The 24,502-nt window shown below is 60.6% G+C and carries 30 protein-coding genes and 1 other RNA gene; 15 read left to right on the top strand and 16 right to left on the bottom strand.

From position 1 onward, the window contains the following. From flhB to rsmI, 8 genes are all read right to left on the bottom strand, one after another. Positions 1–1,137 carry a flagellar biosynthesis protein FlhB gene (flhB, locus tag AB5Y51_RS03730; RefSeq protein ID WP_041214022.1) on the bottom strand — a complete coding sequence of 379 codons (1,137 nt, stop codon included), beginning with the start codon at positions 1,135–1,137 and terminating at the stop codon, positions 1–3. Beyond that, a complete protein-coding gene (gene lfiR, locus AB5Y51_RS03725; protein ID WP_104452187.1) occupies positions 1,134–1,916 on the bottom strand; it encodes a lateral flagellar biosynthetic protein LfiR in 783 nt (260 codons plus the stop codon). Before lfiR ends, flhB begins: the two co-directional genes overlap by 4 nt. Beyond that, positions 1,913–2,182, bottom strand: a complete 270-nt coding sequence (gene fliQ / locus AB5Y51_RS03720) for a flagellar biosynthesis protein FliQ (RefSeq protein ID WP_041211832.1) — start codon at positions 2,180–2,182, stop codon at positions 1,913–1,915. The genes lfiR and fliQ overlap by 4 nt, the downstream gene beginning before the upstream one ends. Position 2,183: 1 nt before the next feature. Beyond that, positions 2,184–2,918 carry a flagellar type III secretion system pore protein FliP gene (fliP, locus tag AB5Y51_RS03715; RefSeq protein WP_041211833.1) on the bottom strand — a complete coding sequence of 245 codons (735 nt, stop codon included), beginning with the start codon at positions 2,916–2,918 and terminating at the stop codon, positions 2,184–2,186. Then, on the bottom strand, positions 2,918–3,295 hold the full coding sequence (lfiN, locus tag AB5Y51_RS03710) for a lateral flagellar motor switch protein LfiN (RefSeq protein WP_041211834.1): 378 nt from the start codon (positions 3,293–3,295) through the stop codon (positions 2,918–2,920). Before lfiN ends, fliP begins: the two co-directional genes overlap by 1 nt. Positions 3,296–3,302: 7 nt before the next feature. Continuing rightward, entirely contained in the window at positions 3,303–4,178 is an 876-nt protein-coding gene (gene lfiM, locus AB5Y51_RS03705) for a lateral flagellar motor switch protein LfiM (protein WP_183148999.1), read from the bottom strand. Positions 4,179–4,397: 219 nt separating this feature from the next. Next, positions 4,398–4,784: RNase P RNA component class A (gene rnpB, locus AB5Y51_RS03700), an RNA gene on the bottom strand. Positions 4,785–4,846: 62 nt separating this feature from the next. Further along, positions 4,847–5,680, bottom strand: coding sequence for a 16S rRNA (cytidine(1402)-2'-O)-methyltransferase (gene rsmI, locus AB5Y51_RS03695; RefSeq protein ID WP_041211835.1), 834 nt, complete (start codon positions 5,678–5,680; stop codon positions 4,847–4,849). 199 nt (positions 5,681–5,879) lie between these two features. Here rsmI and AB5Y51_RS03690 point away from each other — a divergent pair, with 199 nt between their 5' ends. The 4 genes from AB5Y51_RS03690 to dolP are packed head-to-tail and all read left to right on the top strand — an operon-like array spanning position 5,880 to position 9,166. Continuing rightward, the gene (locus tag AB5Y51_RS03690) at positions 5,880–7,670 is read left to right on the top strand and encodes a penicillin-binding protein activator (RefSeq protein WP_045522195.1); all 1,791 of its coding nucleotides are present in this window, start codon (positions 5,880–5,882) and stop codon (positions 7,668–7,670) included. After that, positions 7,588–7,983: a YraN family protein gene (locus AB5Y51_RS03685; protein WP_080770042.1), complete on the top strand. Its 396-nt coding sequence runs from the start codon at positions 7,588–7,590 to the stop codon at positions 7,981–7,983. Before AB5Y51_RS03690 ends, AB5Y51_RS03685 begins: the two co-directional genes overlap by 83 nt. 9 nt (positions 7,984–7,992) lie before the next feature. Continuing rightward, on the top strand, positions 7,993–8,583 hold the full coding sequence (locus AB5Y51_RS03680) for an SIS domain-containing protein (RefSeq protein ID WP_010675848.1): 591 nt from the start codon (positions 7,993–7,995) through the stop codon (positions 8,581–8,583). A 4-nt stretch (positions 8,584–8,587) separates the two neighbouring features. Next, positions 8,588–9,166: a division/outer membrane stress-associated lipid-binding lipoprotein gene (dolP, locus tag AB5Y51_RS03675; RefSeq protein ID WP_010675849.1), complete on the top strand. Its 579-nt coding sequence runs from the start codon at positions 8,588–8,590 to the stop codon at positions 9,164–9,166. A 43-nt stretch (positions 9,167–9,209) separates the two neighbouring features. Here the strand turns inward: dolP and AB5Y51_RS03670 are convergent, their stop codons facing one another. The 8 genes from AB5Y51_RS03670 to zapE form a co-directional block, all read right to left on the bottom strand. Continuing rightward, complete coding sequence (locus AB5Y51_RS03670) at positions 9,210–9,641, bottom strand: ClpXP protease specificity-enhancing factor (RefSeq protein ID WP_041214025.1); 432 nt, start codon at positions 9,639–9,641, stop codon at positions 9,210–9,212. Then, entirely contained in the window at positions 9,638–10,267 is a 630-nt protein-coding gene (sspA, locus tag AB5Y51_RS03665; RefSeq protein ID WP_039040485.1) for a stringent starvation protein SspA, read from the bottom strand. The genes AB5Y51_RS03670 and sspA overlap by 4 nt, the downstream gene beginning before the upstream one ends. Before the next feature lie 87 nt (positions 10,268–10,354). Next, positions 10,355–11,089, bottom strand: a complete 735-nt coding sequence (locus AB5Y51_RS03660) for a cytochrome c1 (RefSeq protein ID WP_039040484.1) — start codon at positions 11,087–11,089, stop codon at positions 10,355–10,357. Continuing rightward, entirely contained in the window at positions 11,086–12,303 is a 1,218-nt protein-coding gene (locus AB5Y51_RS03655; protein WP_010675853.1) for a cytochrome bc complex cytochrome b subunit, read from the bottom strand. The genes AB5Y51_RS03660 and AB5Y51_RS03655 overlap by 4 nt, the downstream gene beginning before the upstream one ends. Positions 12,304–12,305: 2 nt before the next feature. Continuing rightward, positions 12,306–12,896, bottom strand: coding sequence for a ubiquinol-cytochrome c reductase iron-sulfur subunit (petA, locus tag AB5Y51_RS03650; protein WP_010675854.1), 591 nt, complete (start codon positions 12,894–12,896; stop codon positions 12,306–12,308). A 299-nt stretch (positions 12,897–13,195) separates the two neighbouring features. Next, entirely contained in the window at positions 13,196–13,588 is a 393-nt protein-coding gene (rpsI, locus tag AB5Y51_RS03645) for a 30S ribosomal protein S9 (RefSeq protein WP_005336286.1), read from the bottom strand. A 14-nt stretch (positions 13,589–13,602) separates the two neighbouring features. Further along, the gene (gene rplM, locus AB5Y51_RS03640; protein WP_005336289.1) at positions 13,603–14,031 is read right to left on the bottom strand and encodes a 50S ribosomal protein L13; all 429 of its coding nucleotides are present in this window, start codon (positions 14,029–14,031) and stop codon (positions 13,603–13,605) included. A 266-nt stretch (positions 14,032–14,297) separates the two neighbouring features. Further along, positions 14,298–15,392: a cell division protein ZapE gene (gene zapE, locus AB5Y51_RS03635; RefSeq protein WP_039040483.1), complete on the bottom strand. Its 1,095-nt coding sequence runs from the start codon at positions 15,390–15,392 to the stop codon at positions 14,298–14,300. Between the two features lie 139 nt (positions 15,393–15,531). On the opposite strand from zapE, the gene AB5Y51_RS03630 reads away from it, so the two are divergent. The 11 genes from AB5Y51_RS03630 (at position 15,532) to AB5Y51_RS03580 (ending at position 24,487) form a co-directional block, all read left to right on the top strand. Continuing rightward, entirely contained in the window at positions 15,532–15,912 is a 381-nt protein-coding gene (locus AB5Y51_RS03630) for a YhcB family protein (RefSeq protein WP_010675856.1), read from the top strand. Positions 15,913–15,993: 81 nt separating this feature from the next. Continuing rightward, positions 15,994–17,352, top strand: coding sequence for a Do family serine endopeptidase (locus AB5Y51_RS03625; protein WP_029314844.1), 1,359 nt, complete (start codon positions 15,994–15,996; stop codon positions 17,350–17,352). An 89-nt stretch (positions 17,353–17,441) separates the two neighbouring features. Further along, the gene (gene degS, locus AB5Y51_RS03620) at positions 17,442–18,569 is read left to right on the top strand and encodes an outer membrane-stress sensor serine endopeptidase DegS (protein WP_010675858.1); all 1,128 of its coding nucleotides are present in this window, start codon (positions 17,442–17,444) and stop codon (positions 18,567–18,569) included. A 308-nt stretch (positions 18,570–18,877) separates the two neighbouring features. Further along, on the top strand, positions 18,878–19,240 hold the full coding sequence (locus tag AB5Y51_RS03615) for a transcriptional regulator (protein ID WP_042880188.1): 363 nt from the start codon (positions 18,878–18,880) through the stop codon (positions 19,238–19,240). Beyond that, a complete protein-coding gene (locus tag AB5Y51_RS03610; protein WP_010675860.1) occupies positions 19,241–19,606 on the top strand; it encodes an SFCGS family glycine-rich protein in 366 nt (121 codons plus the stop codon). It begins immediately after the preceding gene. After that, positions 19,606–19,902 (top strand): DUF4312 family protein, encoded by a 297-nt coding sequence (locus tag AB5Y51_RS03605; protein WP_041211841.1) that lies wholly within the window; start codon positions 19,606–19,608, stop codon positions 19,900–19,902. Before AB5Y51_RS03610 ends, AB5Y51_RS03605 begins: the two co-directional genes overlap by 1 nt. A 25-nt stretch (positions 19,903–19,927) precedes the next feature. Further along, the gene (locus tag AB5Y51_RS03600; RefSeq protein ID WP_010675862.1) at positions 19,928–20,704 is read left to right on the top strand and encodes a DUF4311 domain-containing protein; all 777 of its coding nucleotides are present in this window, start codon (positions 19,928–19,930) and stop codon (positions 20,702–20,704) included. An 11-nt stretch (positions 20,705–20,715) separates the two neighbouring features. Continuing rightward, positions 20,716–21,366, top strand: a complete 651-nt coding sequence (locus tag AB5Y51_RS03595) for a DUF4310 family protein (RefSeq protein WP_041211843.1) — start codon at positions 20,716–20,718, stop codon at positions 21,364–21,366. A 142-nt stretch (positions 21,367–21,508) separates the two neighbouring features. Further along, positions 21,509–22,648 (top strand): amidohydrolase/deacetylase family metallohydrolase, encoded by a 1,140-nt coding sequence (locus AB5Y51_RS03590; RefSeq protein ID WP_368178068.1) that lies wholly within the window; start codon positions 21,509–21,511, stop codon positions 22,646–22,648. Then, on the top strand, positions 22,632–23,747 hold the full coding sequence (locus AB5Y51_RS03585) for a DgaE family pyridoxal phosphate-dependent ammonia lyase (protein ID WP_368178067.1): 1,116 nt from the start codon (positions 22,632–22,634) through the stop codon (positions 23,745–23,747). The genes AB5Y51_RS03590 and AB5Y51_RS03585 overlap by 17 nt, the downstream gene beginning before the upstream one ends. Further along, positions 23,747–24,487 (top strand): KDGP aldolase family protein, encoded by a 741-nt coding sequence (locus AB5Y51_RS03580; RefSeq protein ID WP_201890398.1) that lies wholly within the window; start codon positions 23,747–23,749, stop codon positions 24,485–24,487. Before AB5Y51_RS03585 ends, AB5Y51_RS03580 begins: the two co-directional genes overlap by 1 nt. The last annotated feature ends 15 nt before the right edge of the window (positions 24,488–24,502 follow it).

Here is a 24,502-nt window from a genome sequence, read left to right as displayed (position 1 = left end):
TTACCTCTCAGGTTGACGTAATTCGGGCGGCACGTGCAGGGGGGCAAGGGGATTGGGTTTCCTGCCCTTGCCAGCCTCATAGGCCCGTAGCTGCAATACATGGTTCAATACATAGGCGACCGCGGTGTACAGACCCGCCGGCACTTCCTGATCCACCCGGGTGGAGTAGTAGATGGCCCGGGTCAGCTCGGGCAGGCTCATCACCCGCTTGTCATGGGCTTTGGCCACCTCGCGGATCCGCTCCGCCATGCCGTCCACCCCCTTGGCAATCACATAGGGGGCGTTGGCCCGCTCGGGATCGTACTTGATGGCCACCGCATAATGGGTCGGGTTCACTATGATGACATCGGCCTGGGGCACCCGCTGTTCGATGCGGGCCCTGGCCAGCATCCCCTGCACCTGGCGGATCCTCGCCTTGATCTCCGGACGCCCCTCGCTGTTCTTGTGCTCGTCCTTGACCTCCTGCTTGGTCATCTTCAACTGCTTGTTCAAGGACCAGCGCTGGTAGGGCACATCCAGCACCGCGATGAGCATCTGCACACTGCCTAGCAAGATGAATGCCTGGGAGAGGATCCGCAGCGCCTGTTCCATGGCCGCCTGGGGCGGCATGCGGTTCATCATCATCAGGGTGGGCCACTGGTGCTGGAGCATCATGGCCAGGGTGCCGCCGATCAGCAGCACCTTGAGCAGGGATTTCAGAAGTTCCATCAGACTGTGGGTGGAGAACATCCGCTTGAGCCCCTTGAGCGGGTTGAGCTTCTCCCCGCTTGGCATCAGCTTCTTCCAGACCAGCACCATGCCGCCAGGCACGCTACTGAGCAGCACCAGCAGCAGGGCCAGCACGCCGAACAGAGGCAGCAGCACCCACAGCATCCCGATCAGGGCGTCCGCGGTCCACTGGATCATCATCTGGGGATCCCGTGCCCCTTGCCAGTTGAAACGCTGAGGCTGCTTCATCAGCTCGGCAAAGAAGAGCCCGAAACTCGGTACCATCCACTGCATGACCAGACCGCCGACGAGCAGCAGGCCGGCCGAGCTCAACTCCCTGGAACGTGCAATCTGGCCCTCTTCCCGCGCCTTGCGCCGTTTCTGGGAAGAGGCCTCTTCGGTTTTGTCCTGGGCGCTGTGCTGGCTCATGTCGGCGTCAATGCCCTGAGCTGGGTCAGCACGTAACCGACCAGATCCAGATAGCGGGCCGGGACGCCGCTGATGGAGATGGCCATGGTGAGCAGCCCCAGCAGCAACGTCATGGGGAAGCCCAGAGAGAAGATGTTCAGGGAAGGGGCCGTGCGATTGAGCACCCCAAAGGTGAGGTTCACCATCAGCATGGCCACCACGGCAGGCAGGGTCAGGATGAGGGCGGCTCCGATGCTCCAGCCAAACAGGCCGATGACCCCCTTCAGATCGAGGACGTAGAGCGAGGTTCCCGGCGGCCAGGTCCGCAGGCTCTGCACCAGGACATCCAAAGTCACCAGATGGCCGTTCAGACCGAGGAACAACAGGGAGCAGAAGACCAGCATGATCTGGCTGACGATGGGCGCCGTGTCTCCGTTGGAAGGATCGTTCATCACCGCCATCCCCAACCCCATCTGCATGGAGAGGATCTGCCCCGCCATGGTCATCACCATGAACAGCATCTGTATGCAGAGCCCGAACAGCAGACCGAACAGCAACTGCTCCAGGGTCAGCACCATCATGCCGGCACTGAGGGGATCCAGCGCCGGCATGCCTTTCATCATGGGGGCGATCAGCAGACTGATGACGAAGGCCAGCAGGATGCGAACCTGTGCAGGCACCCGGCCGTCACCGAATACCGGCATCACCCAGAAGGCGGCCGCGATGCGAATGAAGGGCCACCACCACTGTCCCAGCCAGGCGGTCAGCTCGGCCGCACTGAACGACAGCAGGGAGTTCATCCGATAAGCCCGGGGATCTTCTGGAACAGGTCGGCGAACAGGGTGGTGATCTGCGACAGCAGCCAGTTTCCCGTGAAGATGAGGGTCAGCAGGGTCACGATGAAACGGGGCAGGAAGCTCAGTGTCTGTTCCTGGATCTGGGTCGCCGCCTGGAAGATGCTGACCACCAGCCCGACGATGAGACCGGGCACGATCAGCACCGAGACCATGATGACCACCAGGTTCACGGCCCCGCCCACCAGGGCCACACTCTGCTCGGGGGTCACGTCAGCCTCCCCCGCCGAAACTGGCCGCCAGGGTACCGACCGTCATGGACCAGCCATCCACCAGCACGAAGACCATCAACTTGAATGGCAGCGAGATGATGAGAGGGGAGAGCATCATCATCCCCATGGCCATCAACACGCTGGCGACCACCAGATCGATGACCAGAAAGGGGATGAACAGCATGAAACCTATCTGGAAGGCGGTGTTCAGCTCGCTCAGCACGAAGGCCGGCAACAGCACGCCGAACGGCACTTCGCTCTTGGCGAGGGTGGTCGGCTCTCCGGAGATGCGCAGCATCTGCTCGAGATCCGGCTCCCGGGTCTGGGCCAGCATGAATTGGCGCAGCGGTTTTTCGGCGCGGGCCAGCCCTTCCGTCAACGTGATTTCGTTCTGGTCGTATGGCACGAAGGCGTTCTGGTACATCTCGGTCCAGACCGGCCTCATGATCACCAGGGTCAGGATCAGGCTGATGCCGATCAGCACCCGGTTGGGTGGGCTCTGCTGCAATCCCAGGGCCTGACGCAGGATGGCCAGCACTATGATGATCCGGGTAAAACTGGTCATCATCAGCAGCAGGGTCGGCAGCAGACCCAGCAGGGTCATGAAGAAGAGGATCTGCAGCTTGACGCTGTAGTCCTCTCCCCCTGCTTCGCTCGGCGATACCGAGAACAGCGTCATGTCCGCGCCCCAGCTCGGCAACGCCAGCAGGAGCAGGGCAACCAGCAGGTAACGCATCAGTCGTTCATGCCGCCCAGCAATTTGGTGTCCACGACATCCACCAGCCGCAGCCCGTATTTGCCGTTGACCACCACCACCTCGCCCCTGGCCAGCAGGCGCCCGTTGACGCGGACATCCAGCGGCTCGCCCGCCAGCTTGTCCAGCTCGATGACGGCCCCCTCTTCCACCTTCATCAGCTCGCCCAGCGCCACCTCGGTGCTGGCCACTTCCAGGGTCACCTTGACCGGAATGTGGTGAAAGAAGGAGAGATCCCGCTGCTTGGTACTGCTGGTCGGCGCCATGTAGTCGGCCGCACTCGGCATGCTGATGTCGTCCCCAAACAGCTGATCCAGGCCATCCAGATCCAGCGGGTCATTCATGTTGTGCTCGTTCACGATTCGACTACTCCTCTACCACTGTTGCGACCTGGTACACCAGGCTGCCTTTATGTTCGGCAATGCGTCCATTGAAACAGGGGCGCTGGCCGATCAGGGCCGGCACCACCTCGGGTAAATCCAGCGAGAGCACGTCTCCCACCTTGAGGCATTCGAGATCCGCCAGCGTCATGGACATCTGCCCCATGACTACCCGCAGCCGCACCGGCACCTGGATCAGCGCCTCCTCCAGTTGCGCCACCTGCACACGCTGACCTTCAGCGATACCGGGCGCCTCTTCGGGGGGCGCCAGCCAGAACTGCCAATCGTGCTGGCTGCCACCGGCCAGCATACTGGCCTGCGCCTTCCAGAGCGGGCCTGCGGGCAGGGCCTCCCGGGAGATCAGATTCAGCTGCCAGGAGAGGTCTCCCTGACCCTGACAGGTCGACCAGATTTCCACCTGGTACTGGCACAGCCGCAGCAGCAGTCGCTGTTCGGTGTCGGTCAATCCCCTACCATGGGGTGCCGTGGCCCCCTTGTGTTGCAGAGTGCCGCCGAAAAACAGCACGGCAAGCCGATAGATGACCGCAGGAGAGATGGAGAAAAAGGCGACACGCTGGGCATCCAGAGGAGTACGGGCTTCGACCCAGACCTGATGATCATCCTCCTCTTGCGGCAACGCAGAAGAAAAGTCCTGGTAACCCAGATCGCAATCCGCCGCATTGAACAACTGGGCCATGCAGCCCGACGCCTGCTGGGAAAAGACGCTCAGTTGGGTGTTGAGTTGCCTGAGACGGGCCTGATTGGCCCTCTCGACCCCCAGCAAGTCATATTGAGGCAGGGCTCTGCCCCGCTCGGCACAGATCAACCGGGAAGGGGTGTGCATTACGCCGCTTGATGACATTACAAATCCACCTTTGCCATTTTCATCTCGTCCTGCTGCATGGAGACATGCCGGCTCCATGATCGATACCGATAGCCCAGACGACACAGAGCGACCGAAAGGGGGGAGAACTTTATTACAAAACCCCAAAAGGCGCCACGCGACCGCGTGACCAGCCGAAAATAAAAATCCCGGCACCAAAAGGTGCCGGGATTTCGAGGTAATCACTTACCAGAAAGAGGTCGGAGTCGGCCTGTAAGCCGGGTTCTGTACCGGGTTGCCCCGGGTAGCAATCATTCCTCTAGGCCAGCAATCGCTCGCTGGCTCAAGCAACCTACCCGCCCCCAACGCGGGCCGCGCCAATAGGGGCCTATTTGGTCTTGCTTCGGGTGGAGTTTACCGTGCCACGAACTGTTGCCAGTCGCGCGGTGCGCTCTTACCGCACCCTTTCACCCTTACCTGATCCCTTGCGGGCCATCGGCGGTCTGCTCTCTGTTGCACTGGTCGTAGGCTCGCGCCCCCCAGGCGTTACCTGGCACCCTGCCCTGTGAAGCCCGGACTTTCCTCCCCTCCGCCCGTCTGTCCCGAGGGACACAACGACGAAGCAGCGATTGCCCAGCCAACTCCGAGGCGCGGATTATAGCCTCGCGAGACGGACGGGGTAAACCGTCAATTCCGGTTTACGGCAATTAATAGTGCTCAAGACCGTATTTGTAGAGGGCGTTCTTCTTCACCCCGTGGATCTCGGCGGTGAGGGCTGCAGCCTTCTTGAGGGGCAGCTCGCTGACCAGCAGGCCCAGGGTGCGGATCGCCTCCGCAGGCAACTCGTCATCCACCTTGCTGGCACCGGCGACCACCAGCACGATCTCCCCGCGGCAACGGTTATCGTCCTCTCCGAGCCAGGCCAGCATCTCGGAGGCGGGCAGACCGTGGATGGACTCGAAGGTCTTGGTCAGCTCGCGGCACACCACCACCTGGCGCTCACCAAGGATGCGAGCAATCGCTTCCACCGTCTCCTGCACCCGGCGCGGCGATTCGTAGAACACCAGAGAGCGGGTGTCTTCGATGACGGCTTGCAGGCGATCATCCCGCCCCTTGGCCTTGGCCGGCAGGAAACCCTCGAAGGCGAAGCGGTCGGTGGGCAGCCCGGCGGCGGACAGCGCCGTGATGGCAGCGCAGGGTCCGGGCAGCGGCACCACCTTGACCCCGGCTTCACGACAACGGGTGACCAGGTGATAACCGGGGTCGCTGATGAGCGGCGTCCCCGCATCGGAGACCAGGGCCACGCTCTTGCCCTCCTTGATGCGGGCGATCAGCACATCCGCCTTTTGCTGCTCGTTGTGATCGTGCAGGGCAAAGGTCGGTACCGAGATCTGGTAGTGGCTGAGCAGGATCCCGGTATGCCGGGTATCCTCGGCAGCCACCAGATCGACGCTGCGCAGCACGTCCAGTGCTCGCTGGGTGATGTCGGCCAGATTGCCGATCGGAGTGGGGACTATATACAGGGTTGGGATGTCACTCATGGGAGCTCCGAGTGTCCCGACAATTGTGTCGCCATATTGGCCCGTTTACACTATGGAGAATTTCAACACTGGTCGGGGAATGAACTTGAACCGGGTTATAAAGCAGCTAAGTGTATCACGACTCTTCGGCATCCTACTCGCGGCAGTCCTGCTCGCCGCCTGTGCGTCGGAGCCCAATCAATCTTCCGGACAACCCGGCATGCCGTCAGCCTTCTCGGATCTGACCAAGAATGCCCAGTGGTATCTGGAGCAGGTGGATCCCGCCAAACCGGCAGAGGCCTTCGTGTGGCAGATGATGGCGGCGCGCAGCTATCTGGCGCTCGGCCAGGCCAAACCGGCTGCCGCCCTGTATCAGCAGTTGCAGAAGCAGGCGAAGAGCCCGGAGCAGCAGGCGCAGTTGCAACTGCTGCAGGCACACCTGCTGCTCGCCCAGGGCAACGCCAACCAGGCGCTGATCCTGCTGGAAGGCAAGCCGGATGTGGTGCTGGATGCCGATACCCAGAAGGACTGGTACCGCCAGCGCGTGGTGCTGCAGCTCGACATCAACAACAAGTTTGGTGCGGCCAAGTCGCTGATCCTGCTGGAACCTTATCTGGCCAAGAATGAGCTGGCCACCAATCACCAGCAGATCTGGTCACTGCTGAAAAGCATGACCCCCTCCACCCTGCAAGCGCTCGAAGAGGAGCCAGCTCCCGATGTGACCACCGGCTGGCTGCGTCTTGCTGCGCTGGTGAACGAATTCGGGGCACAGCCGAGCCAGCTGGCCCGCCAGCTTGCCGGCTGGAAGCAGAGCTTCCCTAACCACCCTGCCCAGAGCGACATGCCGGCCGGCCTTGGGGATCTCGCTACTACGGACAACGGTTCGCTGCAGCAGATCGCCGTCTTCCTGCCGCTCTCCGGCAACCTGGAAGCCCAGGGCGCCGCCATCCGCAACGGCATGTTGATGTCCTACAAAGAAAATCAGAGCCAGTTCACCCTGAACTTCTATGATACCCAGGGCAAGGCGATGGGGGACCTCTACAAGCAGGCCATTCAGGAAGGGGCCAACATGATCATCGGCCCCCTGCTCAAGGATCAGGTGGAGGAGCTGCTCAAGTCGAGTCCGACCGTGCCGGTGCTGGCCCTCAACGAGCTGGACAAGCCGATCGTCAACGACAACACCTTCTATTTCTCGCTCTCCGCCGCTGCCGATGCGAGCCAGGCGGCCCAGTACCTCTATGGTCAGGGCTACCGCAAGCCGCTGCTGATCGCGGCACAAGGCCGGATTGGCTACAGCAGTATCAAGGCGTTTGAACAGGCCTGGGCCGGCGTCAGCCAGGAGAAGCCCGTGGTTGCCACCTTCGGGGCGCGCAACGAAGTGCAGGGCATGGTCAAGAACGCTCTGAGCGGCCGTTCCACGGCTCGAGCCGGGGAGATTGTCCAGCTGTCCGATGCTGCGCCGCGCAGCATCGACGCCGTCTATGTGGTGGCCAACAGCCTGGAGACCCGGATGATCAAGCCCTATGTGGACATCTCGGTCAATCCCATGGGCAGCCTGCCCATCTACAGCAGCTCGCGGGGATACGACGGCGGGACGACCGAGGTAGCATCCGAGCTCAACGGCATGCATATCTCCGACATGCCACTGCTGCTGGGTGGCTTCGAGACGCAGCGTGAACAGATTGCCCTGCTCTGGCCCCAGACCCAGGGCGACCTGCTGCGCTTGTTCGCCCTCGGCTACGATGCCGTCAGCCTGGCAGGCAACCTGCCGCAAATGCGCAAGGTCAATGCCATGCAGCAACCCGGCATGAGCGGCCAGCTGAGCGTGGATCCCCAGGGCAACATAGTGCGCATGCTGGACTGGGCCACCTACCAGAATGGCAAGCTGGTCAGCGACAGCGCCGCCCCCCAGCTGGAGGATGCGACTCATGAAGAGGCTACTGACACAACTTCACCAGCAGTGGTTGAACCTGTTGCCGTCGGCAGCGACGAGCAAGGGACAACACTTTGAGCAAATAGCGGAACGCTGGTTGCAGGCACGAGGCCTGCAACCCGTTACCCGCAACTACCGCTGCCGTGGCGGCGAGATCGATCTCATCATGCGCCAGGGAGAGACCCTGGTGTTCGTTGAAGTGAGATATCGCGCCAACGCCACCCATGGCGGTGCAGCCAGCTCGGTCACCCGGCGCAAACAGCACAAGATCGTGCTGGCCGCGCGCCACTATTTCAAGCAACATGCCATCAATGAGGCCAACCAGGCCTGTCGATTCGATGTGATCGCGTTCGAGGGCGACCAGCCGGACTGGATCCAGAACGCGTTTTAAGAGGACCCCATGACTGATCCCATCAAAGAGAATTACACCGAAAGCATCCAGACCAAGATAGCTGCCGCCGAAGCACTGCCGGATGCCATCCATACGGCAGCCCAGATGCTGACCATCTGCCTGCTCAATGGCCACAAGGTGATGGCATGTGGCAATGGTCCTTCCTCGGCATTGGCACAGCTGTTCATTTCCGAACTGGTGAACTGCTATGAAACTCCTCGCCCCTCCCTGCCCGGTCTCGCCCTGACGCCCGACATGGCGACCATCAGCGCCATCGCCACGGATCACGGTTTCGAAGAGGTCTATGCCAAACAGATACGTGCTCTGGGACAACCAGGCGACATCCTGGTGGTCATCACCACGACAGGCAACAGCCGCAGCCTCATCAAGGCTGCGGAGGCCGCCCTCTCCCGCGACATGACCATCATTGTTCTCGGTGGCGGAGACGGGGGAGAGATCGCCGGTCTGCTGGGCCCCAATGACGTGGAGATCCGCGTTCCTTCCGCTCGCCGTCCTCGTATTCTGGAAGTGAACCTGTTGACCCTGCACTGTCTCTGTGATCTCATCGACCAGACACTTTTCCCGCAACAGGAAGACTGAAACCATGAAGAAGCCTATTCTCGCTCTTGCCCTGCTGACCGGCGTCCTGCTGCTGCAAGGCTGTGCTGCCGTGGTGGTCGGTGGCGCGGCTGGCACCGCCAAGGCGAGCGGCGATCGCCGCACCCTGGGTGCCCAGTGGGACGATCAGACCATAGAGCTGAAAGCCGCCAACCTGTTGGCCGACAACAAGCCCCTGAGCGCCGCCAGCAAGATCAGTGTCTACAGCAACAACGGCCGTGTGCTGCTGGTGGGTCAGACACCCTCTGACGCTTACAAACAGGAAGCGGGCAGAATCGTGAGCCGGATTGAAGGGGTTCGCCATGTCTACAACGAGCTGCGCCTTGGCAAACCAGTCAGTATCGGCGTGCGCAGCAATGACACCTGGATCACCTCCAAGGTGCGGGCCGACATGCTGGGCACCAAGAACTTCGACAGCGCCAAGGTGAAGGTTGTCACCGAGAATGGCGAGGTATTTCTCATTGGGCTGGTCACCCGCCAGGAAGGGGATCAGGCCGTAGAAATCGCCCGCCACGTCAGTGGCGTTAAGCAGGTGATCAAAGCCTTCGAGTTTGCCCAGAATTGACCATCTGGCAGGATGAAAAAACGCAGCCTTCAGGCTGCGTTTTTTATTTGATGACTTTCAGGGTCGGGCGACCGCTCGGGCGCGGTGGTTCCGGCTCGGGGTCAACCGACGTGGGTGTCTGTGCCTGTTCCAGCCAGAGGTCATACCCGGGCTCCGGCGGGAACAGGGTCCCCACTCCGTTCTCCCTGGCATGGATGGCCAGTACGGCCGCCATGGGGATATAGACCTGCTGCGATATGCCACCGAAACGGGCACTGAAGCTGACAGCGTCATTGTCCATGTGGAACTGGCCCACGGCCCGGGGGGCGATGTTCAGAACAATCTGGCCATCCTGTACGAACTGCATCGGTACCATCACATGGGGAATGTTGGCATTGACCACAAGATGGGGAGTCAGATCGTTATCCAGCAACCAGTCAAAAAACGCCCGCAGCAGATACGGGCGACTGGGTGTCATTGTCGGTTCCATGCTCATACGCCGGCACGGATCTCGCGCTCGGCCTCGGTCAGGGAAGCCTGGAAGGATTCACGCTCGAACAGGCGTACCATGTAAGCCTTCAGCTCTTTGGCGCCACGGCCGGTGAAATCGATGCCCAGGCTCGGCAGACGCCACAGCAACGGCGCCATGTAGCAGTCGACCAGACCGAACTCTTCGCTCATGAAGTAGGGCATCTCGCCGAAGATGGGAGCGATGGCCAGCAGGTTGTCGCGCAACTCGGCACGGGCGGCTTCGGTATCGGTGCCCGCCATGATCTTGTCGGCCAGAGAGTACCAGTCCAGCTCGATGCGGTGCATCATCAGACGGCTGTTGCCGCGCGCGACCGGATAAACCGGCATCAGGGGCGGATGCGGGAAACGTTCATCCAGATACTCCATGATGATGCGCGAGGTGTACAACGCCAGCTCGCGATCCACCAGAGTCGGTACAGTGTTGTACGGGTTCAGCTCGGCCAGCTCATCCGGCAGGTTGGCAGGATCAACCTGGCAGATATCCACGCTAACACCCTTCTCCGCCAGGACAATACGCACCTGATGGCTGAACATATCGTTGGCACCGGAAAACAGCGTCATTACCGAACGCTTATTGGCAGCTACAGCCATTGAACCCTCCCGTCATTAAAAAGCAGAAACGGCAATGAAGCATGTCTGTCTTCATTGCCGTGCGTCATATTACTCCGATCTGGTCGCTTAGTGAACGTCGCGCCAGAATTCCTTCTTCAACAGCACAGTGAAGATGAAGAAGATAGCGATGAATCCGAGTACCCAGAAGCCCATGCGTTCGCGCTCCTGCTGCACCGGCTCAGCCGAGTAGACCAAGAAGTTTACCAGATCCAGTACCGTCTGATCATATTCTTCGTTGTTCATTTCACCGTTGCCGTCAGATTTGATGCTGACGACTTGCTGCATCTCCACGCCATCCAGGGTGTGCGTCTCGAACTCGGCGCGGGGCGTCCCCTGCAACGGCTCCAGCACATGGGGCATACCCACGGACGGGAAGACGGCGTTGTTTACCCCGAATGGACGGGTCTCGTCCACGTAGAAGGATCGCAGATAGGTGTAGATCCAGTCTGCACCACGCACCCGGGCAACCAGGGTCAGGTCGGGGGGCGGCGCGCCGAACCAGCGCGCAGCATCCTTCTCGGACATGGCGCTCTTCATCAGGTCGCCGATCTTGGCGCCGGTGAAGACCAGGTTTTCCTTCATCAGATCGTCCGGAATGCCAATATCGGCCGCCACCCGGTTATAACGCTGGTACTGGGTGGAGTGACAGCCGGCACAGTAGTTCATGAAGGTGGCGGCCCCCCGTTGCAGGGATGCCTTGTCACTCAGATCGTACTCCGCCTTGTCGAGGGGGAAGCCACCGCCAGAGGCCAACACCAGACCTGGCAGCAGGGCCAGCACTGCAAAAATTATTCTTTTCATTTGAATGTCACCCTCTCCGGCAGCGGCTTGGTGTTCTCATTCTTGCTGTAGAAGAACAACAGGACGAAGAATCCGAAATAACCCAGAGTACAGAGCTGTGCAATCAGCGTCAGGGTCGGGGTTGATGGCAGCACGCCCAGCACCCCCAGGATAATGAAGCAGACCACGAACTGGGCGATGTTCAGCTTGTGCAGGGTGCTGCGGTAACGCACCGAGCGCACCTTGCAACGATCCAGCCAAGGCAACAGGAACAGCACCACGATGGAGAGGCCCATCATGATGACCCCCAGCAGCTTGTCCGGCACCGCACGCAGGATGGCGTAGAAGGGGGTGAAGTACCAGACCGGGGCGATATGCGCCGGAGTCTTCAGGCCATTGGCCACCTCAAAGTTCGGTTTCTCGAGGAAATAGCCCCACATGTCCGGCTTGAAGAAGATGATGGCACAGAAGAAGAACAGGAAACCGGCTACCCCGATCATGTCCTTCACAGTGAAATAGGGGTGGAACGCGACCGCATCCAGTGGCCAGCCGTTCTCGTCCTTGTGCTTCTTGATGTCGATGCCATCGGGGTTGTTGGAGCCCACCTCGTGCAGCGCCAGGATATGCATGGCCACCAGCATCACCAGCACCAGCGGCAGAGCGATGACGTGCAGCGCAAAGAAGCGGTTCAGGGTCGCACCCGAGATGACATAATCCCCCCGGATCCACAGGGTCAGATCGTCACCGATAACGGGGATGGCACCGAACAGCGAGATGATGACCTGGGCCCCCCAGAACGACATCTGCCCCCAGGGCAGCAGGTAACCCATGAAGGCCTCGGCCATCAGCACCAGGAAGATCAGCATGCCGAAGATCCACAGCAGTTCCCGTGGCTTCTGGTAAGAGCCGTAGATCATGCCGCGGAACATGTGCAGGTAAACCACGATGAAGAAGGCGGATGCCCCGGTGGAGTGCATATAACGCAGCAGCCAGCCATAATCCACATCCCGCATGATGTATTCCACGGAAGCGAAGGCACCTTCCGCCGAAGGGTTGTAGTTCATGGTCAGCCAGATGCCGGTGATGATCTGGTTGACCAGCACCAACATGGCAAGCGAGCCGAAGAAGTACCAGAAGTTCAGGTTCTTGGGCGCCGGATACTTGGCCATATGGTCGTTGTACATGGCCGTGAGCGGGAAACGATCATCGATCCAGCCCATGAGTTTGGCAAACATGGTCAGGCCTCCTTGCCATCGGCACCGACCAGAATGGTCGTGTCGCTAAGAAATTGGTATGGCGGAATGACCAGGTTCAGCGGTGCGGGGACGCCCTGGAACACTCGACCAGCCATGTCGAATTTGGAGCCATGGCAGGGGCAGAAGAAGCCGGAAGTTACCCCTTGAACCTGCTCGCCGAAGCTGTCGGGCAGATAGGAGGGGGAGCATCCCAGATGAGTGCAGATGCCAACGGCCACGAAGATCTCCGGTTTGATGGATCTGTAGCCATTGTGGGCATAGTCCGGTTGCTGTGGCTCGTCTGACGCAGGATCCCGCAGCTTGTCATCATGTGCAGCCAGAGCATCCAGCGTCTGCTTGGTGCGCTTCACCACCCAGACCGGTTTACCACGCCACTCGACGCGGATTAGCTGACCCGGCTCCAGCTTGCTGATATCCACTTCAACCGGGGCGCCTGCCGCCTTGGCTTTGGCACTCGGATTCCATGACTTAATAAACGGCACTGCGGTAAAAGCAGCTCCTACACCGCCAACGGCAACCGTTGACCAAGTAAGAAATCTGCGGCGACCGGTATCAACTGGCGCATTGCTCATCCAAAAACTCTCCCATGTGGACTCCGCTCATTCTTATAGTGTCCCTGTTTACTTCTCCTCTCCCTCTGACAACTGCAATGGAAGCGGAGTGGCAATTGACACAGAAAGACCATGGAAATTTTAAAGAAAAGATAACAATTTGACAAGAAAGGGAGTCGATGGGCAAAAACAATAAATACACAATTTTTTGTCTTTTGTGACGTATGCTTAGCATTGTCACATGTAACATTACCAATAAAAAAAGCCTGGCAAATTGCCAGGCTTTTTTGACACTCCTGAGAGTGCGTACCAAAAGCGAATTAACGCTTGGAGTACTGCGGACGCTTACGCGCTTTGTGCAGACCGACTTTCTTACGCTCAACCTTACGGGCATCACGAGTAACAAAGCCAGCTTTACGCAGTTCGGAACGCAGGGTCTCGTCGTACTGCATCAGAGCACGAGTGATACCGTGGCGGATCGCACCAGCTTGACCGGAGATGCCACCACCGTTAACGGTGATGTACAGATCCAGTTTCTCGGTCATCTCGACCAGTTCCAGCGGCTGACGAACTACCATGCGGGCAGTCGGACGGCCGAAGTATTGCTCCAGGGAGCGCTGGTTGATTACGATTTTACCGCTACCCGCTTTGATGAATACGCGAGCAGTGGAGCTTTTGCGACGGCCGGTACCGTAGTATTGATTTTCTGCCATGTTGCCAGTTCCCGTTAGATATCCAGTACTTGAGGTTGCTGAGCAGCATGAGCGTGCTCTGCGCCTGCGTAAACTTTCAGCTTACGGAACATGGCACGGCCCAGCGGGCCCTTCGGCAGCATGCCCTTGACGGCAGCTTCGATTACCATTTCCGGCTTACGCTGAATCAGCTTGTCGAAGCTGATGGACTTGATACCACCCGGGAAACCGGAGTGAGCGTGGTACATTTTGTCGGTAAATTTCTTACCGGTTACGTGTACCTTCTCAGCGTTTACAACGATGATGTAGTCACCGGTGTCAACGTGCGGAGTGTACTCGGCTTTGTGCTTACCACGCAGACGAGCAGCGATCTCGGTTGCGATACGACCCAGAGTTTTACCTTCTGCGTCCACAATGTACCAGTCACGTTTTACGGTTTCTGGCTTGGCAACGAAAGTTTTCATTAAGTTAAACCCAATTACCTGTTACAGACCCAATTGCTTATGGGGGCTCTCCCACAAACAACAAACGATGGCCTACCTGTACCCCTTCGAATACAAGTAAAGCTTAAAGTGTTGCTGTCTTATCGACAGCTGTAACGTGGGCCGGGCGATTATAAGTGAAGTTGCCTTAAATATCACCTGCTAATTTCACTGCCATGAAGCTAGCAAATGTCGCCCGGCCCTACCTGCCGCAGATGCCCATCCGACTGGCAGGCGCGGTATTGTGACTAAGGAAGGTGCACTCTGGCAAGGTATTCGTGCGATTGCATCTCCTGAAGCCGTGAAAGGCAACGCTTGAATTCGAAATTCAGCAAGCCTTCGCCATAGAGCCCGGTCATGGGGACCGCCGCCGATATGATGAGCTTTACATGCCGCTCATAAAACTCATCCACCATGGCGATGAAGCGGCGGGCCGCGTCATCCGTACCGCTGCCCATGGGTTGCACATTGGCCAGCAGGACAGTGTGGAACTCACGGGCCAATTCGATGTAGTCGCCCTGGGAGCGTGGAGTACAGCACAGCTGTTCAAACTCCATATAAAGCACCCCTTCCCCCACGCCCAGTGCACTCAGTTGGCGATGGTTGATTTCCAGTGCGGCGGCAGTCACCTGCCCAATCCCGGTCAACTGGCTGAAATAACGATCCAGGTTGCTCCTGGCCTGATCATCCAGCGGGAAGTGATAGATCTCTGCCTGTTCCAGGGTTCGCAGCCGGTAATCGACACCGCCATCGACATTGATCACCTCGCAGTGGCGCTCGATAAGCGCGATGGCAGGCAGGAAGCGAGCACGCTGCAACCCGTTGCGGTAGAGATCCTGAGGGGGGATGTTGGATGTGGCCACCAGCACCACGCCATGGCCAAAGAGTTCCTGGAACAGAGTGCCGAGCAGCATGGCATCCGTGATATCCGAGACGAAAAACTCGTCGAAGCAGATGACGTCGGTCTCGTCGGCCAGCTTGCGGGCGATCAGCTTGAGCGGATCGGACTGACCGGTCAGCCCTTTGAGCTCATCGTGCACCCGGTGCATGAAACGGTGGAAGTGGATGCGCAGTTTGCGCTCCCCCGGCAGGCTCTCAAAAAAAGTATCCATCAGCCAGGTCTTGCCTCTGCCCACACCGCCCCACATATATAACCCCTGGACGGGGTCACGGGTTTTCGGCTTTTGCAGCCAACCCAGCAGGCCACGGGATCTGGTCGGAGTCGGGCTTGCGCACAGATCCTGATAGAGTCGCTCCAGGCGGGCGACTGCCATGGCCTGGGCCGGATCGGCCACAAAGCCGGGGCGCTGCAAATCCTGCTGATATTTTTGCTGCGGGGTCATCCTGTAAACCGCCTCCAAGTCCCTGAATGAGGGACAAAATGGTATCACGCTCTCAGGGGGCACGGTATAGTGCCAACGAGGCGTTGCGGTCCATCCGACCGCTTCAAATTCATCGTGTTAGCTGTAACAAGGAGCTTCTATGACTCTGTTTAACGGGATCCTGCTGGCGATCGCCGCCCTGATCATCGGCGTGCTGATCGGCCGCTTCTCTGTCCGTAGCCGGGATGCCGGACGCCTGGAACAGGAGCTGAAAAAAGCCCACAAGGAGCTGGAAAGCTACCAGGGGCAGATCACCACCCACTTCGCCGACAGCGCCGCCCTGATGGAGCAACTGGCCGAACAGTACCAGACCCTTTATCGCCATATGGCGGAACAGAGCAAGTTCCTGGCCAAGGTACAGGAACCACTGTTCCGCGAACCCGAAGTGGAAGAAACAGGCGATGCCGCCAACAGCGAGGAGCCGGGCCTTCCTCCCCGCGATTACGCCGGTGCGTCCGGCCTGCTCAAGCAGCCGGGCTGATCGTCGGTTGAACTAATTACGCTTTATCGTGGTCAGACCTTGACGATTGCACTGCAACTTTTTCTGGGAGCTGTTTCTCATATGCGTAAATCTCTTTCTGTATTCAGTGTCTTAGCCCTCAGTGTCGGTATCGCCATGTCCTCAGCACCGGCGCAGGCCGCACTGCCCCTGATGGCGAACAACCAGGAGATGCCGAGCCTGGCCCCCGTCCTCGAGCAGGTGACCCCTGCCGTGGTCAACATCTCCGTCTCTGGCAAGAAGATCACCCGCCAACGCCTGCCGGAGCAATTCCGCTTCTTCTTCGGCCCCAACATGCCTGACGAGCAGGTGAGCGAGCAGCCCTTCCAGGCGCTTGGTTCCGGCGTCATCATCGATGCCAAGAAAGGCTACGTCATCACCAACGCCCACGTGGTCCACGAGGCGGACGAGATCAAGGTCAACCTGAAGGATGGCCGTGAGTATGCGGCCAAGAAAATAGGGGAAGACAAACAGTCGGATATCGCCCTGCTGCAAATCAAGGCCGAGGATCTGGTGCAGATCAAGTTCGCCGACTCCGACGAGCTGAGAGTCGGTGACTACGCGCTGGCCATCGGCAACCCGTTCGGCCTGGGCCAGACCGTCACCTCCGGCATTGTCAGCGCCCTGGGTCGCAGCGGCCTCAACATCGAAAATCTGGAGAACTTCATCCAGACCGATGCGGCCATCAACTCCGGCAACTCGGGCGGCGCCCTGCTCAACCTGCGCGGGGAGCTGATCGGCATCAACACCGCCATCCTGGGCCCCAACGGCGGCAACATCGGCATCGGCTTTGCCATCCCGTCCAACATGGTGCGCGATCTCTCCGAGCAGATCGTGAAATACGGCGAAGTGCGCCGTGGCCAACTGGGGATCACCGGCACCGAGCTCACCAGCGAAATCGCCAAGACCTTCGGCTACAACAAGAAGGACGGTGCCTTCGTCAACCAGGTCATGCCTGACTCCGCTGCCGCCAAGGCAGGCATCAAGGCAGGCGACATCATCATCAGCATCGATGGCAAGCCCATCCGCTCCTTCGGCGAGCTGCGTGCAAAGATCGCCACCATGGGGGCCGACAAGCAGGTCTCGCTCGGCCTCATCCGTGACGGCAAGGAGCAGACCGTCAAGGTCACCCTGAAGAAAGCGGATGACAGCGAGATCCTGGCCAGCGCCCTGCATCCGGCCCTGGAAGGGGCCAAGCTGAGCACCATCACGGACCCCGTGACCGGCGTGGCCGTCTCCGACATCGATCCCCGCTCACCGGCAGCCGCCTCCGGCCTGCAAAAGGGCGACATCATCATCGGGGTCAACCGCCAGCGCATCAACTCCATGGGTGAACTGACCAAGGTGTTGAAAAACAAGCCGGAAGTCCTGGCGCTGAACATCCAGCGCGGTGACTCCTCGCTCTATTTGGTGATCCGTTAAGCCCCTCACACCCGCGGCAACCGCCGCGGGTGATTTTTATCCATCGATAATGTTATTCTCTGCCCGCAGCCTGTACGGACGAGAAAGACATGAAAATCCCACCTCTGATCAGCTACTTGGGCAAGTCCGTCGGCTTTGGCCTCGCCATGGCTGCGCTTTTGTTGCTGGTGTTCCCCAATTTTCGTGGCGGCGCCCCCCTGCCGGGCCTCATCACCAATGCCCGCGAGCTGAGCTTCTCCTACGCGGCCCATCGCGCCGGCCCTGCCGTCGTCAACATCTACACCCGCAGCTTCGCCGGCAATCGCGGTGAAAAAGCCGAACTCAGACCCCAGGGGCTGGGGTCCGGCGTCATCATGAACCAGCGCGGTCACGTGCTCACCAACTATCACGTCATCGCCGATGCGGACCAGATCATCGTCGCCCTGCAAGATGGTCGGGTATTCAGTGCAGAGCTGGTCGGCACCGACAAACTGACCGATCTGGCGGTGCTCTACATCGAATCGGACAACCTGCCGGTGATCCCGCAGGACCCGGATCGTCTGCCGGACGTGGGAGACGTGGTGCTCGCCATCGGCAACCCCTACAACGTCGGCCAGACCATCACCCAGGGCATCATCAGCGCCACCGGCCGTATCGGCCTCTCCAGCATGGGGCCGGACAGCAATGGCAGACAGGATCTGCTGCAAACCGATGCCGCCATCAACGAGGGCAACTCCGGAGGCGCCCTGGTCAATGGCCGTGGCGATCTGGTGGGTATCAATACCGCCGCCTACCACCTCAACGGCAATCAGGAGAGCTATGGAATCAGTTTTGCCATCCCCTACAAGCTGGCCAAGCGCATCATGGACGAGCTGATCGCCAACGGCCGGGTCATCCGCGGCTACCTCGGCATCTCCAGCGTCGAGATCAATCCCATCGTCGCGCGCATGCTGAACCTGGGGGACTTGCAGGGGTTGGTGGTGGAGAGCCTGGATCCCAATGGCCCAGCCACCAAGGCCGGTCTCAAACGTGGGGATGTGCTGCTCAAGATCAACGGAGAGGCCATCACCGGCGTGCGTCCCGTCATGGACAAAATCGTCGAGAGCCGCCCCGGCACCAAGCTCACCATCTCGGTGATCCGCAACGGCAAGCCGCTGGACGTCGATGTCATCATCGAAGAGGACCTGCGCTACCAGAATCAGACCCTGCCGACCAGCAGTGCGGCACCCGCCACCTGAGAGGCGGATCCTCGCAGGGCCCGACAGAGCCCTTTTTTGTGCCCGCTTTCCTCCGGCTCCCACCTGTGCGTGAGACAGCTCACACATTGCGCCAATAAACGATCGGGCGAAGGCGACGTCAAAACGCGCCACCGATCACACTCCCTTGCCGCCAGTACGCTCCTTTCCTCTTCCTGAACGCCAAAAGGGCTTCTTTTGATGCCTTTCCCTCCGGATTTCCACTTCGAATCGGAAAAAACCTGCCTCCTCCCGCACTCTCCTCCGCTTTATGGTGAGCCCATCCTTTCTGCCAGCCTGGAGAGCAGACCTTGAATACCGACACCCATGACGCCCCCCTGACCCCGGACAGCCCGGCACTGCTGCGCAAGACCGACCTGACCCTGGCCCGCATTCACAACCTGCTGGCGGATCAGGGTATACACCCCAACGACGTGCAGCAGCAGATGCTGGCCTCCCACGTCAAGGCCATGGTGTGGCGCTCCTACAGCGGGGAGTCCCTGCCGGAGGTCGACCTCAGCCTGTTCGAGGAGATCTCCCCCCTCTCCCTGCGCCTGGCAGAGCAGGTCGTCGCCTGGCTCGACCGCCTCGCCTACGAGGAGGCGCACCTCTTGTCCGTCCATTTTGAAGTGGCCAAAGAAAACGAACTCAGCTCAGTAAAAGGAGAAAGCTAAATGACTGCCATCAAACTCGTGATTGGAGATCGTCTCGGCAAGGGTCAGAAAGTGGGGGCAGGCGCAGAAGCCGCCGGCGCCACCGTGACCGTCATCCCCGGCATGGCCGCCGACATGAAGCTCGGTGATGTGATGAACAAGGAGCAGGCCGACCTTGGCATCTCCTTCTGCGGCAGCGGTGGCGCGGGCGCCATCACGGCCCAGACCAAGTACGGCTACAAGTGCCGCTACGGCATGCGATCCATCGAAGAGGGTGTCACCGCCATCAACGAGGGGTGCGTGGTACTGGGCTTCGGCTTCATGGACAAGGAAGAGCTGGGCCAGAAGCTGATCGAAGCCTTCGCCAAGAAACACGGACGCGCCTGATGAAAGAGCACTTCACCACCCGGATCACGGTCAACGGCAAGGGGGCGACTCGCCAGCAGGCGTTCGCCGCCGCCCTCAGCCAGGTGCAACCCAGCCTGCTCAAGGAGAGCCCCAAGGTGATGCTGCGCATCGAACCCCTCGAAGTCGAGGTGCTCGAGGCCGAGGAGTCGGTACGGGTGGAGAAGTTCCTGTTCTTCTTCCTGCCACGCCAGCGCCATGAGTTCCGGGTCCGGCTGGCGATCACCGTCAAGGTCACCAGCCTGGATGTCGACAAGGTGGATTTCACCCGGGCCTGACCCCACAACCAAAAGGACAAGTTGGATGTTTCTAATCATTTTGATGAAGTCACTCATCATCGGCGGCCTGGTAGGCGTCGGGGTGGGGGCTGGCGCGGCGCGGATGTTCCACGCCCCGACCGTGCAGGGGATGGGCGCGTTCCGCACCCTGGGCGAACTCAACTCCTGCGAAGGGGACCCCGCCTCCCACTTCTCGTTCGGTCTTGGCTTCTTCTTCAACGCCTGGGCCTCCACGGTCGCGGCCGGCGCCTTCACTCAGGACGTGGATCACCGCATCCTGCCGAACTGGGGCGCGGCAGCCCTCATGATCAAGAACCGGGATCTCGCCACCACCCTCCATGACCCCAAAAAAATGGCCATCGCCTGCGGCATCATAGGTGCCATCGTGGTCGCCTTCCTCAACAGCACGGCCGCCGCCGTGCCAGCCGCCCTGCAGGTCACCGCGGTCAAGGTACTGGTGCCCGCCGCCAACCTGCTGGTCAACACCGTCATGCCGGTGATCTTCTGGCTGGCCGCCATCGAGGCAGGCAAGAAGTCCGGCTTCTGGGCCACCATCTTCGGCGGTCTGGCCCAGCTCATCATGGGCAACGCGGTACCAGGCCTGGTGCTTGGCATCCTGATCGGCAAGGGGGTGGAAGAGAGCGGCTGGAACCACGTCACCAAGGTGATGATGAGTGCCATCGTCCTGCTGTTCGTGCTGAGCGGCTTCTTCCGCGGCTTTGACATGAAACTCATTGAATCCTTCCACCTGGGCGTTCCCCTGTGGCTGGAAAACGTCCACAACCTCATGAGCGGCAAATAAGGAAGCACACCATGGATGAGAAACTGAGAAACAACTTCTGGTATGCCGACTGGTCCTTCCCCATCTTTGTCGGTCTGCTCTCTTCCGGCGTCTTCGCCGGTACCCACATGTTCTACCTCTACGGGGTCGGCGCCTTCAACGAGGTGGCCTTCGTCGCCATGCTGAAAGCCGGCATGGACACGGGGGCCTATGGTGCAGTCGCCGCCTTCGGTGCCAGCTTCCTGTTCGCCCGCATCATCGAGGGCTCCTTGGTGGGGATCCTCGACATCGGCGGCGCCATCCAGACCGGAGTCGGCCTCGGGGTGCCCGCCCTGCTGCTGGGGGCCGGCATCGTCTATCCGGTGGAAAATTTCACCGCTTCCCTGATCACCGGCATGGGGATTGGGATGGCCATCGGCTACGTGATCATCCTGGCGCGCAAGTTCACCATCAACCAGAGCAACTCCACCTACGGGGCGGACGTCATGATGGGGGCTGGCAACAGCTCGGGCCGCTTCCTCGGTCCCCTCATCATCCTCTCCGCCATGGGCGCCTCCATTCCCATCGGGATAGGCTCCCTGCTGGGTGCCCTGCTGTTCTACATCTGGGAGAAGCCCATCACGGGCGGTGCCATTCTGGGGGCCATGCTGTTCGGGACCTTCTTCCCCATCGCCCTGGCTTAATCCAAGGCCGTCTCTTGGGCGGCATTCAAGAACCTGTTTGCGCTCTGTCGCGAGAGGTCGTCAGCAAGGTGAAGAGCAACACATGAGCCTTGGAAGCGGTCTCGCAGTAAGAACGCAAGCAGGTTACAAGAGGGATATCAGCATGTACGACACGATCATCAGGGCGGGACGCCTGGGAAACGGGCAGCTCGTCGACGTCGCCATCAAGCATGGCAAGATAGCGGCGCTGGGTTCGCTGCCAGAAAGCACAGAGGCGAAGCAAACCCTCACTCTGGGCGGGCAGGTCCATGTGAGCGCCGGCTGGATTGACGGCCACACCCACTGCTACCCCGCCTCCCCCCTCTATCACGATGAGCCGGACAAGGTGGGCGTGGAATCCGGCGTCACCACCGTCATCGACGCCGGCAGTACCGGGGCCGACGACGTGGACGACTTCCAGCGTCTCGCCGCCGGCTGCAAGACCCGGGTGCACGCCCTGCTCAACATCTCCCGCATCGGCCTGCTGCGCCAGAACGAGCTGGCGGATCCGGCAGACATCGATCCCGCCCTCGCCCAGGCGGCCATCCGGCGCCATCCCAGCTTCATCGTCGGCATCAAGGCGCGCATGAGCGGCAGCGTGGTGGGTGAAAGCGGTCTGCAACCCCTACGCATGGCCAAGCAGATCCAGCAGGCCAATGGCAACCTGCCACTGATGGTGCACGTGGGCAACACGCCGCCGGATCTGGACGAGATCGTCGCCCTGCTGGGGGAGGGCGATCTGCTGACCCACTGCTTCAACGGCAAGCCCAACCGCATCCTGACCCCGGCGGGTGAACTGCGCCAGGCGGTACGCGAAGCGATGCGGCGGGGACTCTTGCTCGACATCGGCCACGGCGGCGCCAGCTTCAGCTTCGAAGTGGCGGAGCTGGCCATTGCCCAGGGCATCCTGCCCCACACCATCAGTTCAGACATCTACTGCAAGAACCGCATCAAGGGGCCCGTCTACAGCCTTGCCCACGTGATGTCGAAGTTCTTCGCCATCGGCATGACCCTGGAGCAGGTGCTCGCCTGCGTCACCCACCAGGCCGCCGATGCCCTGCGCCTGCCCGGCAAGGGGCGACTCGAGGTTGGCGCCGATGCAGACATCACCCTGTTCGAGGTGAGCTGCGGCCCCACTCTCTTTACCGATACCGAGGCCGGCGCCCGCAACGGTGACCGGCAACTGCTCCCTCTCGCCGCCCTGGTGGGCGGCGAACTGGTTCTGACTCACTACGGGAAATCACACCATGCCTTCTGTGTATGAGAAATACCGGCTCAAACCGGTGATCAACGCCTCCGGGCGCATGACCATCCTCGGCGTCTCCACCCCCGAGCAAGAGGTGGTCGATGCGGTCAACTTCGGCCTCGGCCACTACTTCGAGGTGAAGGATCTGGTCAACAAGACCGGCGCCTACCTGGCCGATCTGCTGGGCGTTGAAGATGCGGTGGTGGTCTCCTGCGCCAGCGCCGGCATCGCCCAGTCGGTGGCCGCCGTGATAGTGCGCGGCGACCCCTATCGCCTCGAGCAGTTGCATGCTCATGCCCACGACGTGCCGAGCGACATCGTGCTGCCCAAGGGTCACAACGTGAACTTTGGTGCCCCCGTCGGCACCATGGTCAACCTGGGGGGCGGCAGGGTGGTGGAGGCAGGCTACGCCAACGAGTGCTCATCCGCCCAGCTGGCCGCCGCCATCCATGCCAATACTGCCGCCATCCTCTACATCAAGTCCCACCACTGCGTGCAGAAGAGCATTCTGTCGGTGGCCGAGGCAGCCGAGGTGGCCAAGGCCCACGGGCTCCCGCTCATCGTCGATGCGGCGGCTGAGGAGGATCTGCGTCTCTACTACAACCAGGGGGCTGATCTGGTCATCTACAGCGGCGCCAAGGCCATCGAAGGGCCCACCAGCGGCCTGGTGCTCGGCAGGCGTCAGTATGTGGAGTGGGTCAAGCAGCAGGCTGGCGGCATAGGCCGTGCCATGAAGGTGGGCAAGGAGGGGATCCTCGGCCTCACTCACGCCATCGAGCGCTACCTGGCCAAAGAGAAGGAGAGCGGCACCGCCATGGTCGCCAAGATGACCCCCTTCATCGAGTGCCTCAACCAGCTGCCCGGCGTCACCGCCAAGGTGGTGTGGGACAGCGCGGGGCGCGACATCGCCCGCACCGACATCGCCTTCGACCACCAGCAGATCGGCATGACCACGGTGGAAGTGGTCTCCCGTCTGCAACAGGGCACGCCTGCCATCTACTGCCGCGGCTACAAGGCCAACGAGGGGCACATCGAGATAGACGTGCGCAGCGTCACCCTGCCCCAGCTCGACCAGATCCACTCCGCCATTGCCCACCTCGTTCAGGAGAACAACTGATGTCTCTTACCCCCAATTACTACCGCGATCGGGTCTGCCTCAACGTGCTGGCTGGTTCCAAAGAGAATGCCGTCGACATTTATGAGGCTGCCGAGGGCCACGTACTGGTCGGTGTGCTCTCCAAGAACTACCCGGACATTCCCTCTGCCGTCGCCGACATGGAGGCCTACGCCAAGCTTATCGACAACGCCCTCTCCATCGGGCTGGGAGCAGGTGATCCGCGCCAGTCCGCCATGGTGGCCGAGCTGGCCCGCCAGTTGCAGCCTCAGCATGTCAATCAGGTGTTCACCGGGGTCGGGGCCAGCCGGGCGCTGCTCGGTCAAGCTGACACCCTGGTCAATGGCCTTGTCTCCCCCACCGGCATCCCCGGCATGGTGAAGATCTCCACTGGCCCCCTCAGCGCACAGCAGGCTGACGGCATCGTCCCCATCGACACCGCCATTGCCCTGCTCAAGGACATGGGCGGCAGCTCGGTCAAGTTCTTCCCCATGGGGGGACTCGCCTGCCGCGCCGAATATCAGGCAGTGGCCGAGGCCTGTGCCCGCCACGGCTTCTGGCTGGAGCCCACCGGCGGCATCGATCTTGAGAACTTCGAGGAGATAGTGCGGATCGCGCTGGAGGCAGGAGTCGAGAAGGTGATCCCCCACGTCTACAGCTCCATCATCGACAGTGTCAGTGGCCAGACCCGCCCCGAGGATGTGCGTACCCTCCTCGCCATGGTGAAGGCACTGCTGGCATAACAATCCCACAGGCAC

The sequence above is a fragment of the Aeromonas sp. R7-1 genome (genome assembly GCF_040908115.1).
Taxonomy (GTDB): Bacteria; Pseudomonadota; Gammaproteobacteria; order Enterobacterales; family Aeromonadaceae; genus Aeromonas; species Aeromonas caviae.
Note: the sequence above shows the minus strand (reverse complement) of the source record. Positions and strands in the feature narration are given on the sequence as shown.